Raw genomic sequence first — 11,807 nt, 5'->3', positions numbered from 1 at the left:
CCGGTGCCGCGTCAGCCCGGTGGACCGGGCCCGACCGCGCGGGCGGCCGGATTTCGCTCAGGGCGTGGCCGCGGGAGCGGCAGCCGACGCCCCCGCCGGCGCGGGTGCGGCCGCGGCCGGGGGCAGCAGGGGGCCGCACTCCCACTGCTGGAAGATCAGCCTGGTCTCGACGCGGGCAACCTCCCGCCGGGACGTGAACTCGTCCAGGACCAGCCGCTGCAGGTCCGTCATGTCCGCGACCGCCACGTGCACGAGGTAGTCGTCCGGGCCGGTGAGGTGGAAGACGGTGCGCGACTCCGGCAGGGCCCGGATCCGCTCCACGAACGGCCCGACCAGCTCCCGCCGGTGCGGGCGCACCTGCACCGACAGCAGCGCCTGAAGACCGCGCCCCAGCTTCGCCGGATCCAGCTCGAGCCGGTGGCCGAGGATCACGCCGGCCCGCCGCAACCGGGCCACCCGGTCCAGACAGGTCGAGGGCGCGACTCCGACCTGGGCGGCGAGATCGCGGTAGGTGGTCCGGGCGTCGTTCTGCAGCAACCGCAGCAGATGGAGATCCACCGGATCCAGTACGACGGAATCGGCCATGGCCCGAACGTAGCACGGAGTACGCCCCCGTCGGACCGGCCGGTGTTCACCCTTCGGCCATGGACTCAGCGCGCACGCACACGTCACCACCCGACGACGTACGCTCCACCGCACCCACGGGCAGGGCACTGGCCACCGAAGCCGTGCACGCCGGCCGCGACGACCTCGCCGCCCGGGGACTGCACGCCCCGCCCATCGACCTGTCCACGACCTACCCGTCGTACGACAGCCGCGGCGAGGCCGCCCGCATCGACGCGTTCGCCGCGACCGGCGCCGAGCCGGACGGGCCGCCGGTCTACGCCCGCCTCGGCAACCCGACCGTCGCCCGTTTCGAGACAGCGCTGGCCCGGCTGGAGGGCACCGAGGCCGCCGTCGCCTTCGCCAGCGGCATGGCGGCGCTGAGCGCGGTCCTGCTGGCCCGCGGCGCGATGGGGCTGCGGCACGTCGTCGCCGTACGGCCCCTGTACGGCTGCAGCGACCACCTGCTGACCGCCGGGCTGCTCGGGTCCGAGGTCACCTGGACCGACCCGGCGGGCGTCGAGGACGCGCTGCGCCCGGACACCGGCCTGGTGCTCGTGGAGTCCCCGGCCAACCCGACGCTGGCCGAGGTCGATCTGCGGGCCGTCGCACACGCCTGCGGGTCGGTGCCCCTGCTCGTGGACAACACCTTCGCCACACCCGTGCTCCAGCGCCCCGCCGAACACGGCGCCCGGCTGGTGCTGCACAGCGCCACCAAGTACCTCGGTGGGCACGGGGACGTACTGGCCGGTGTGGTCGCCTGCGACGAGGAGTTCGCCGGGCGGCTGCGACAGGTGCGCTTCGCCACGGGCGGAGTGCTGCACCCGCTGGCCGGATATCTGCTGCTGCGGGGACTGTCCACCCTGCCCGTCCGGGTGAGGGCCGCCTCCGCGGGCGCCGCCGAACTGGCCGGGCGGCTGGCCGCCGACCCGCGGGTGGCCCGCGTCCACTATCCGCGCATCGGCGGCGCGATGGTCTCCTTCGAGGTCCACGGCGACCCGCACGAGGTCATCGGCGGCGTCCGGCTGATCACCCCGGCCGTGAGCCTCGGCAGCGTCGACACGCTCATCCAGCACCCGGCGTCCATCAGCCACCGCATCGTGGACGCGGACGACCGGCGGAGCGCCGGGGTGTCCGACCGGCTGCTGCGGCTGTCGGTCGGCCTGGAGGACGTCGACGACCTGTGGGCCGACCTGGACCGGGCGCTGGGGAAGCGGGCGGCCGGGGCCGTCCCGCTGCGGGAGGCGCCGGCGCGGACGGCGTGAGCGCACCACCGCGCCGGGCGCCCGTCACTCCCGGCCGATCGGCTCCCCGTGCGGCAGAGGCGCGGCGGAACGGGCCGACGGTTCCAGACGGGCCGTGACGACCAGGGTCCCCTCCTCGATCTGGTAGTCGAGGGGGAGGCCCAGGCCGCGCATCGCGGCGACCATGCCGGTGTTGGACGCCTGCGTGAGGGCGTACACGCTCTCGCAGCCCGCCTCCGCCGCCATCGCCACGAGCCGGGCGAGGAGTTCGCCGCCGATGCCCCGGCGCTGCCAATCGTCCTCGACGAGCAGCGCGACCTCCGTCTCGTCGCCGTCCCACAGCAGGTGGCCGAGCCCGACGATCCGCCCCGAGGCGGTCTGCACGGCCAGGGTGCGGCCGAAGCGAGGGCTGAGCAGATGGCCCAGATACCGGTCGGCGTCGCCCACCGGACCGTGGTACCGCATCCCGAGCGTCCGCGCCGAGCAGCGTTCGTGCATCGCCTTCGCGGCTGGAACGTCACGCGTGTCGGCCCGGCGGACCGTGATGTCGCTCCCCTCGGGCAGCGTCAGCACGTCCCGGCCCCGCGGGACCCGGGGACCGAGCCGGGCGTCCAGCTCGACCAGCGCCCGGGCCCGGGCGAACTCGGCGGGGGTGAACGGCAGATGGGGGCGCTCCACGCTGATCACCCCGCCCTCCGGGGCGCGCAGCCGCAGCACCGTCTCCTCCAGCGTGCCCTCCGGCGGCACGGACTCTTCCGCTCCCGCCCCCGTCCGGGCGTCGACGGTCCCGGGCAGCGAGCGGATGGTGCACCGGCCCAGCAACTGCCGCAGAGCCAGCGGCAGCTCCGCTGTGTCCAGGGCCGTACGGGTGGCCAGGCCCAGCACCCGGGTCGGCGCGTCCACCAGGTCATGGGCGTCCGCCCGCTCGGTCCAGGTCCGGGTGCCGCCCGCCGCCGTCACCACCTCGGCCAGCTCCGTCCCGCTCAGCTCACCCGGGGTACGGAGCAGGAACTCGTCCACCGTGCCCTCGGCCAGCGGATGCGTCTGCAGGCTCAGGATGTCGATCCGCCGGTCGGCGAGGGCCGCGCAGAGCACGGCCAGCGACCCCGGCGCGTCCCGCACCGTCGTGCGCATCCGCCACAGCGCGCCGTCACCGCCCGGCCCGGACCCGCCCGGTCCGGCCATGCCCTGCTCGGACCCGGCCGGCCGCTCGGGGGTCGGTGGCCGGGTGCCGGTATCGTGCGCCGGCGGTGCCTGCCCGTGGCGTCGTGACCACCGGGTGTGGAAACCCGCCGTGGCGATCAGCGCCGCCAGCGAGGCCAGCACCAGGGCGGGCACCGCGGTGCCGTGCTCGACGAAGTGCGCCACGGCATCCGTCACATCAGACATGTCTCGACTCATGCACCCACTGTGAAGGAACGGTGTTGCGTGATCACGAACGCTCTGTGACCGATGGGTAAAGAAGGCTTCTGGGACGCTTTTTGCCCGTTCGGGAGGGTGTGGTGGTCAGGCGGCGGCCGAATCCGCCGCCAGCGCCGCCCGCAGCCGCCGCGCCTGCGTCACCAGCCGTGAGGCGCCGCGCCGGTCCGCCACCGAGGACAGGTGCGGCAGACCACCGCGGGCGCCCGTCCGCTCGGCACACTCGGCCGCCACGGCCAGCAACTCCCCGAGCCCGCGGGCCGATGCCGTCCTCGCGCCGGTGGCGAGGTCGGCGAGCAGCACGGGCAGCACCTGACGCAGGACCGCCCACACGGTGGCGTTCGCGCCCGTCGCCGCGGCGGTGCGCACCGCGTCGGCGAGCCGTGCCGCCTTCACCGCGCCGCGCCGCACCAACTGCCCGAGGTCCGCGCCCAGCCGGTCCGCGTCGAGCCGCCCCCGCGCCGCCAGCACCAGCAGGGCGTCCACGGCGGCGAGCCGGTCCTCGGCATGCCGTGCGCCCAGCCCGTACGCCAGGCACAGGTGCGCGGCCTCACCCGCCTCGCCGTCCGCCTCGGCGAGCCGGGGCAGCACCGCGGCGGCGGCGCCCCGCTGGTCGTCCACGGCCACCCCGGACACGTCCCGCAGCAGCCGCGCGGCGACCAGCTCCGGCCGGTCGGGCAGTACGGCGAACCAGTGCCGGCGTATCCCGTCGCTCCAGTGACCGCAGTACCACCGGTCCGAGTACGGGCTCACCGGGCGCCCCAACAGCCGCAGGGCGGCGGGGAACTCCTCCCCCTGGAGGTCGGGGACCTCGCCGAGCTCCACCAGGATGCGGGTGTCCGCCGTCCGCCGGGTGACGGAAGGGGCGGTCCGCTCGGCCGTCAGCAGGCGCGCGAGCCGCTCCCCCTCCTCGGTCCCCAGCGCTGCCGCGCGCTCCGCGGCCGCCACCGCCGCCGTGCGGTCGTCCCGACGCACCCGGAGCAGCGCCTGGCCGAAGTCGACCGGCGCGACGCGGGAGCCCGCGCGTCGGCAGGCGTCCAGACGGTCCACCAGCTCGTCGGCTTCGAGCAGGCCCGTGTCCCAGGTGGGGGTGGCCAGCAGGAACGGCTGCGGGTCGGTGCGCAGCCGGTGGGCCGCCTCCCACATCCGGGCCTCGAAGGGGCGGGCCAGCGAGTTGTGCGCACAGCCGGAGTTCGGCACTCCCTCCCGGACCACCCGGTGCAGGGTGTCCGTCCGAACTTCCCCGTACAAGGTCGCCAGGAGGAGGTCGAAGGCGCGGGTGCTGTCGAACAGTTCATGACGGCGGGCGAAGAAACCGTCCGACGGGTGGCCCTGCCGCAGCTCCGGGTCGGCCCACCAGCGGCGGGCGACCACCGGTGCGAGGGCTTCCAGCAGGGCCTCCCGGTCCCGGTGGGCCTGCCGGACCAGTCCGTCCAGGGTGCGCTCGAACGCGGCCACGTCACTTCCGGAGGCGAGCAACGCGCTGATCTCCTCGGCGACTTCGACCGCCGTCGCCGGAGCGGGGGTCAGGCGCACCGGCAGCGGCGGGGGAGGCAGCACCTCCTCGTGGACCACGGGCCGAGCCTCCGGCGGCGTCGCGCCCAGGGTGCGGACGGCCCGTGAGCGCAGGGCGGGGATCAACTGCTCGGCTGCCCCCGCCAGTTCCTCGCGGACTTCCGGGTCGTTGACCTTGCCGACGTGCCGCTCGACCAGCTTCAAGGCCCGCTCCTGCACGTCGGAGTCCTCGTGCCCGAACGCGCCGGCGGCGGCCGGAAGCAGGTCGCCGGCCGCGGCGGGGTCCCGGGCGAGCACCTTGCCGAGCAGCACGAGCTGCGCCCGGACGAGCTTCTTCTCCGTGCGGAACAGGACCGCGTCCGTCGCCTCCGCCAACCGACGTGGCGCCAGCTCTCCCGCCAGGGCCAGGGTGCCCAGCACCGACTGGGCGTGGGACGCCACCGTCGGCACCCCGTCCGAGGCGAGTGCCGTCCAGTCGGCCGTCCGCAGGCGCTCCTCCTCGGGGGTGAGCGCCAGGTCGTGCAGCAGGCGCAGGAACACCCGCAGCTCGGCCGGCGCGCCACCGCGCAGCAGCCGCGCCACACACGCGTCGACCATCGCCCGCCGGTCGAGCGCGCCCTCGGCGGTCAGACGTGCCAGTGCGCCGGTCCAGCCGTCCGGTCCGTCTGCGGACAGCCATCCCAACTGGGCGCCGATGCCTTCGGTACGGAAGAGGGCGGCGACCAGCTCCGCCAGGTGCGGATCGCGGCGCAGGCGGTCGCAGACCGTGCCACCGCGCTGCCAGCCGCCACTGACGTCGTTCAGCCAGCCCCGGAGGTACGCCTCCGTCGTCGGCACCGGGCACCCGGCCAGCCGCACCAGGCCGGCCATCAGCTCGTACGACACGTTGGAACCGGACGGCCGCCGGGCGAGCCGGTGCACCACGTCGGCCAGCCACGCTGGATCCCGGTCGCCCAGCACATGCAGCAGGACCGCGGGCGACGCCTGCGACCAGCGCATGTCGACGGCCGCCAGCCAGTCGGCCACGGCCGCAGCCCCGGTCTGGCACGCCGCTCCGGCCGCGTGCAGTGCCGGGTGGGCCCGCCGGGACTCGGCGGACCAGCGCTCCGCCCTCAGCTCCTGGCGGACGGCTTTCAGCCGGGGGAAACAGGCGCGCCGCTCCGCGTCGGTCATGCCGTCGAGCAGCGACACCACCTCGGCCGTCCGACCCGCTCGCACCGCCTCGACCAGCAGCGTTGTCGCTTCCGCAGTCGCAGTCGTAGTCGCCGTCGTCGTCGTCATCGCGCACCTCCGTCGGTCCGAACCGTCCCCTGCGCCCGTCGCGCGCCCCGCCGCTCCATGCGTACCGCCAGCGCGTGCTTGCAGGGACCGCGCCCGCCCCGGTACTTGGCCCACCACAGGCAGCTGCACGAGAGCACCCCGGCCTCCTCGCGCACCCGGTGCACATGACCGTCCTCGGCCGTGACCGTCCCGATCGGACCGTCCAGGGCGACCGCGCCCGCCGCCACCAGGGCGCGGGCCGCACGCAGCCGCGGATTGTGGCGCTCCACGCGCTCCGCGTCGTACGGCAGCTCGCGGTGGAAGTACGCCGCCTCCGCGGTGTCGTACCCGACGCGCCCCGACGTGCCGAGACGGACCAGAGCGGCACGCACCCGCTCCGCGGTCAGCCCCGAGGCGGCGGCCAGGTCGGCGATGTCGATCCGCGGCTCCCAGGCGAGGAGCACCGAGACCAGCTCGGCGTCCTCGGCGGCCTCGTCGGCGGCGAGCGCTTCGAGGACACCGCCCTCCCCGGAGAACCCGCGCGCCGCGTCGGGGGACAGGGTGAGGGTGAGGCGCATACCCGGCAGCAGCACCTCCCACGCGGAGGCCGTGGCGGCGGCTCCCGGGGCGATGGCCGGTCCGTAGACGCGCAGGGCCGTCGCGTGCCGCAGGACGCGCCGCATCGCGGCCAGCCGCTCCGGACCGGGCAGGCACACCGCGCCCGGCACCGCACGCGTCGTCGGCCGCAGCGAACGCCCGGACGGCACGACCCACCGGGGGCCGGCTGCCCCGCTCCCGCCGCCGCGCGGCAGCGCACGCAAGAAGCGCACCGCCTCGACCGCGTCCAGTTCGGCCCGCAGATCGAAGCCGGCCGCTATGACCTGGGCCTCGGCGAAGCCGCGCAGCCACCGGTCCGGCAGCGGCACCTTCTTCTCCACGACCGGGCCGTCGAGCGTGGTCACGGTCAGCTCCTCGGGGCCGACCCGAAGGTGCAGCGGATCGTCGGCGCCGATCCGGGACAGGGCCTCGCGCAAGGGGTCGTTGACGTCGACGTTCGTCGTGCCGCGCCCGACCTCGCCGCCGTCGAGGCCCGCCGCCAGCACGTCCAGTCGGGCGTAGACCCCGCCGCAGCCGGAGAAGGACTCGAAACGGAGCCGGTCGCCGCTGCCCGTCACCACCGGGTCGAGCGAGGCGCGCAACTGCGGCTGGTAGTACCGGGCGGCGGCCACGTCGGCCACCGCGAGCAGCGCCGCGGACGCCTTCTGCGGTGCCGTCAAAAACCCCGCGAAGAAGCGCGGATGGTCCACGGCACCGGCGGGCGTCGCACCGTGGGACGTCTCCAGCCCCAGGTGCCGTCCGCCCGCTGCGGACTCCAGCACGGAGGGTCGTCGATAGGCCACGGCCTGCAAGGATCGCGTCATGGAAAAACCGTAGAGGCGACCACTGACAATCGCCCTGACCTGGGGAAACGGCCATGAAGGCGGGGAAGTCGCAGCATGCGCCGCACCAGGACGCAGGGGCCGCGCACCGGGGGATGACGCCGATGCGCGGCACACCCGACAGGCTACGGGACTACTGTCCGACCCGGCCCGGTCGCAGCACCTTCGTGAACAGCACCGTGCCGTCCTGCTCTCGCAGCCGGACCGTCATGTCGGCGCTGTCGCCGTCGATGTCGACCTCGCCGAAGAACTGGTAGCCGACCGCCGGGGACACGTTCGAGGCGGTGGGCGCCTTCACGAAGACCCGCTCGGGACCGAAGGTGTCGTCCAGCGCACTGGCGGGGAACGCGCCCGCGTTGAGCGGCCCGGACACGAACTCCCAGAAGGGCTCGAAGTCACCGAACGCGGCCCGCGAAGGCTGGTAGTGCTGGGCCGAGGTGTGGTGCACGTCGGCCGTGAGCCACACCGTGCCGGTGATCCGGCGGTGCTTGACGAAGCGCAGCAGCTCGGCGATCTGCAGCTCGCGCCCCAGGGGTGCGCCGGGGTCGCCCTGCGCGATGGCCTCGATGTTGGGGGCGCCCTCGGTGGCGTCCGGCACGACGAGACCGATTGGCATGTCCGCCGCGATGACCTTCCACACCGCACGCGAGCGCGCCAGCTCCCGCTTGAGCCACTCCAACTGCTCGCGGCCCAGGATGCCCTGCGGGTCCACGGTCTGTCCGCCGGGGGAGTTGGCGTTGCGGTAGGTCCGCATGTCCAGGACGAACACGTCGAGCAACGGGCCCTGGCGCAGCACCCGGTGCACCCGCCCCTCGCGTGCGCCGGGGCGCAGCGTGAAGATCGGGAAGTACTCGCCGAACGCGCGCCGGGCGCGGGCGGCCAGTACGTCGACGCTCTTCTCCGTGTACCGGTCGTCCGTGTCCGCGATCGCCTGGCCCGGGTACCAGTTGTTGCGCACCTCGTGGTCGTCCCACTGGACGACCGACGGAACCCGCGTTGAAGCGCCGCAGGTTCTCGTCAACGAACCCGTTCGACTACGGTTCTCTACATGACAACGACGACGGCGGACCCGTCGGGGCTTGCCGACATCTTCCTTCGGCGCTCCACGCTGATGGACGACAAGGCGACACTCGACGCTCACGAGGGCGTTCTCCGCAAAGCGATTGAAGCAGAGGGCAAGACCGTCCGTAAGGTCTGGCGGGAGGAGGTCAGCGCGTCGAAGCGCGGGGTCAAGCGTGAAGAGTTCGATGCCGCCATTGCCGCAGTGCTCGCCCGTGAGACCGGCTCCCTGTGGGTGTACAAACTGGACCGCCTGAGCCGGCGCGGGATGGGACACGTCGGCATCGTCCTCGACGACTTCGAGCGGATCGGCGCGGCTCTCCGGGCGCAGGTCGACGGACTGGACTCCCGCAATCCGAATCACCGGATCATCTTCGCCGTGGCGGCAGAGCAGGCACGCTCTGAAGCGATCAACATCGGAGTACGCACCCGCATCGGTAAGGAGGCGCATCGACCCCTGGGGCACTGGCCGGGCGGTCCCGCGCCGTATGGCCTGAAATCCCAGCGTCTCTATCCCGACGACTCCCGTCGCCGTGCCGCACAGCTCGTGCGCCACCCCGACGAATACCCCATCGCACGGGAAATGGCGGATCGGCTCCTGGCCGGCGAGTCGGCTCTCAGCGTCGCAGTGTGGCTGACGACGGCGGGGAACCTCACCCGGCGTGGGAAGCGGTGGCGAGCGACTACCGTTGCCGCATGGGCGCGGACCCCGGGGACTGCGGGACTCATGCATCGCAAGGAGCGTGTCGAGGACCCCGCAACGGGGCGCGAGTACTGGCGGGTGACGGGTGACGTCGTCCTTGGCCTCGACGGCACCCCCGTGCGCGTCGGCGAAGGAGTGGTGACGCCGGAGGAGCGACTCCGCATCGTCTCCATCCTGCGGTCACGGACCCGGGAGGTGACGCCAGGGTTCACGAACGCCGGCACGGCGGGCAAGCGCCGCGGGTCCCGCCAGGCGCAATCCCTCCTGACGGGGATCGTCAAGTGCGGACGATGTGACGGTCCCATGGTGCGCGGCGGCAAGCAGTACCGGTGCCTCCGTCGAGCGGAGAGCGGTCCGGAGGCGTGTCAGGGCATGTACATCGATTCCGCGGACGCCGACGATGCCGTGACCTACCTGTGGCAGTCATGGGTTACCGCCCTCGACCCGGATGACCCGTACGACGTCGACGTACTTATGAAGATTGCCCGCGAGTGGTACGGCCATCAGGACCCGTCGCGACGCCTGCGCCTCCAGGAGGCCAAGGCAGCCATCGAGGGCATCGCCGAACGTCGCGACAAGCTGGACACGGCCTACTACGTCACAGGGTCGTTCCCGGGTGACGACGGGGAGCGGCGATACCAGACCCTGAAGGCGGCCCTTGACGGCCAGTTGGCGTCACTCCGGGCGGAGATCGAAGGTCTCTCGCGCGACGCCGACCTGACGCCCCTCCTGGAGCCGGAGGAACTGGCGGAGGCGTGGGACGCCGCCGACCTGGCTACGAAGCGGCTCCTCCTGGCCCTGACGGTCGAACGGCTGCGAGCCGTGCCGGCCAAGTATCGCGGCGACAGGACTCCAGTCCTGGAGCGCGTCAAACCGCAGTGGATCACAGCTCAGCCGAACGCCTAGACCCGATACATGGCGAAAGCCCCGCAGCATCCTGGACAGATCACGGGGCTCTCGTCCTCAACAGAGGAGAGACCAATGTACGCCAACACCCCCGCTTCCATCACCCCCGCCTTCCTCGTCGTCGGCCCCGTCGCGACGGAGGACAACGTCGACAACCTCCGCGGCTACGCCTTCGACGTCGCGCAGCAGATGGGCGCCTCCGCTACCTACGCCACGCACACCGACCACTCCGTCACCGACTTCGCCGCCGTGTTCGTCCTCGGCTCCGTCACGGAGCTGCGCGACGCTCCGACGCTCGTTCTCGTGGGGGAGGCGCTGGCGGCCGGCGTGCCCGTCCTGGAGCCCCAGGGGCCGCAGGCTGCGGGACGCTGCGACGACTGCGGGCAGCGCCAGACGATCCGCACCGTCACCGACGAGTACGGCGACATGACGTGCGCGACGTGCCGGGGTGAGGCTGTGTGCGCGTGGTGCGGTGACGGCGCCGACACGTCGACGGAGATCGTCGAGCGGGGTGAGACGTGGCTCCCCGTTCACGTCGGCTGCGTCCGCGGCGTCCTCCCCGTCGCCGCCTGACGATCTTCACTCTGCGTGACGGAAACCCCGCCCCGGACACTCCGGGAGCGGGGTTCGTCGCGTTCGCCGGAGCCAGCTCGGCGGCATCCGAAGGGGCTTGTTCCAGTCACCTTGGCTTGTTCACGCCGAGGTGCGTCCTCCCCGTCGACAAACCTCCTCCAAACTGGCCAGTTTGCCACCGCCTCTGACCTGCAAGGATTCCAGACTGGACGAAATTGGGGGTACTTCTCAATTCTTCCTTAGCGCGTAGGGAGTAAAAGGAAAATGCCGTTTAGTTCGACACTTTGACCCCGACTCTGACCACGGGAGGCGGAGGCGTCCACCTGACGGGGGCAGTGGAGGCGATGGAGGCTCACGAAGGGGCTGTGTGCCCACCTGAGGGTCTTGCAGTCGCTTCGGGTCCCCCCCCCCAGGCTCACCAGACCCTCGTTCGCCCCTGAGGGGCACCAGGGGCCGCTACGGCGTTTTGGGTCTCCGGAGCCCCTATCGAGGGGTCGAACTGGCGATTATCACACACAGTCACCAAAACCAGGTCCCCGCCCCTCCTCGATGTCGCTCCCCACATCCGTCGGCCTCTTGGCCAAACATCCCGCGCTCCACGCCCCATAACAAAGGTGTGACCGCATTCCGCGGTTCACCGACGATTGGGGATCACTGTGACCTACGACGAGTTCAGCGGACCGGCGTGCCGTCCTACCCGCCGCAGCTACGAGGAGCTGGAGGAGGAGGCGTTCGTCGAAGAGCTGGAAGAGGGCGGGGCGTACGTCTCGCCCGGCTACACCACGCCGTGGAGAGGGCTCTCTTCGAGGGATCCTCTCGAAGAGGAAGACCCCTTCGAGCGTGGTGAGCGGCTCTTCGACGAGTGGCACGATCTCTCAGAGAATCCGGAGGAGCGCCCGGAGCGTCGGCGTCCCGGACGCGCGGCCGACGTAGAGCCTCCGTACGTCGGGGAGGTGAGCGTCACTGAGCATTTTCAGCGTTGCTTCTCCAGGGTGAGGACGGCTTTGGTGATGACGCTCATGCGGTTGGGGCTGACGCGGGATCTGCGGAAGGTCTGCCAGGACTTCAGCCGTGCCATGCCTCGTT

7 protein-coding genes and 2 pseudogenes are annotated in these 11,807 nt (G+C 72.7%); 3 read left to right on the top strand and 6 right to left on the bottom strand.

Annotated features, from left to right (window positions below; genetic code table 11):
* Nucleotides 1-57: 57 nt before the first annotated feature.
* Nucleotides 58-585, bottom strand: coding sequence for an Lrp/AsnC family transcriptional regulator (locus tag IE94_RS0127050; protein ID WP_037923657.1), 528 nt, complete (start codon nucleotides 583-585; stop codon nucleotides 58-60).
* Nucleotides 586-644: 59 nt separating this feature from the next.
* On the opposite strand from IE94_RS0127050, the gene IE94_RS0127045 reads away from it, so the two are divergent.
* The gene (locus IE94_RS0127045) at nucleotides 645-1,868 is read left to right on the top strand and encodes a trans-sulfuration enzyme family protein (RefSeq protein WP_030189258.1); all 1,224 of its coding nucleotides are present in this window, start codon (nucleotides 645-647) and stop codon (nucleotides 1,866-1,868) included.
* Between the two features lie 24 nt (nucleotides 1,869-1,892).
* Here IE94_RS0127045 and IE94_RS0127040 read toward each other — a convergent pair whose 3' ends face one another.
* The 4 genes and pseudogenes from IE94_RS0127040 to IE94_RS36105 form a co-directional block, all read right to left on the bottom strand.
* The gene (locus IE94_RS0127040) at nucleotides 1,893-3,236 is read right to left on the bottom strand and encodes a GNAT family N-acetyltransferase (RefSeq protein ID WP_030189257.1); all 1,344 of its coding nucleotides are present in this window, start codon (nucleotides 3,234-3,236) and stop codon (nucleotides 1,893-1,895) included.
* A gap of 117 nt (nucleotides 3,237-3,353) precedes the next feature.
* Nucleotides 3,354-6,062 (bottom strand): DUF7825 domain-containing protein, encoded by a 2,709-nt coding sequence (locus IE94_RS0127035; protein WP_030189256.1) that lies wholly within the window; start codon nucleotides 6,060-6,062, stop codon nucleotides 3,354-3,356.
* A complete protein-coding gene (locus IE94_RS0127030) occupies nucleotides 6,059-7,462 on the bottom strand; it encodes an SWIM zinc finger family protein (protein ID WP_030189253.1) in 1,404 nt (467 codons plus the stop codon). The genes IE94_RS0127035 and IE94_RS0127030 overlap by 4 nt, the downstream gene beginning before the upstream one ends.
* Nucleotides 7,463-7,613: 151 nt before the next feature.
* Nucleotides 7,614-8,502 (bottom strand): annotated as a pseudogene (locus tag IE94_RS36105) (alkaline phosphatase D family protein); the annotation flags it as partial.
* Nucleotides 8,503-8,528: 26 nt separating this feature from the next.
* On the opposite strand from IE94_RS36105, the gene IE94_RS0127020 reads away from it, so the two are divergent.
* Nucleotides 8,529-10,148: a recombinase family protein gene (locus IE94_RS0127020; protein ID WP_030189248.1), complete on the top strand. Its 1,620-nt coding sequence runs from the start codon at nucleotides 8,529-8,531 to the stop codon at nucleotides 10,146-10,148.
* A 75-nt stretch (nucleotides 10,149-10,223) separates the two neighbouring features.
* Nucleotides 10,224-10,721, top strand: a complete 498-nt coding sequence (locus IE94_RS0127015; protein ID WP_030189245.1) for a hypothetical protein — start codon at nucleotides 10,224-10,226, stop codon at nucleotides 10,719-10,721.
* A gap of 973 nt (nucleotides 10,722-11,694) precedes the next feature.
* On the opposite strand, the pseudogene IE94_RS39535 reads toward IE94_RS0127015, so the two are convergent.
* Nucleotides 11,695-11,807, bottom strand: a pseudogene (locus IE94_RS39535) (IS5/IS1182 family transposase); the annotation flags it as partial.

This window comes from Streptomyces violaceorubidus (assembly GCF_000717995.1).
Taxonomy (GTDB): Bacteria; Actinomycetota; Actinomycetes; order Streptomycetales; family Streptomycetaceae; genus Streptomyces; species Streptomyces violaceorubidus.
Note: the sequence above shows the minus strand (reverse complement) of the source record. Positions and strands in the feature narration are given on the sequence as shown.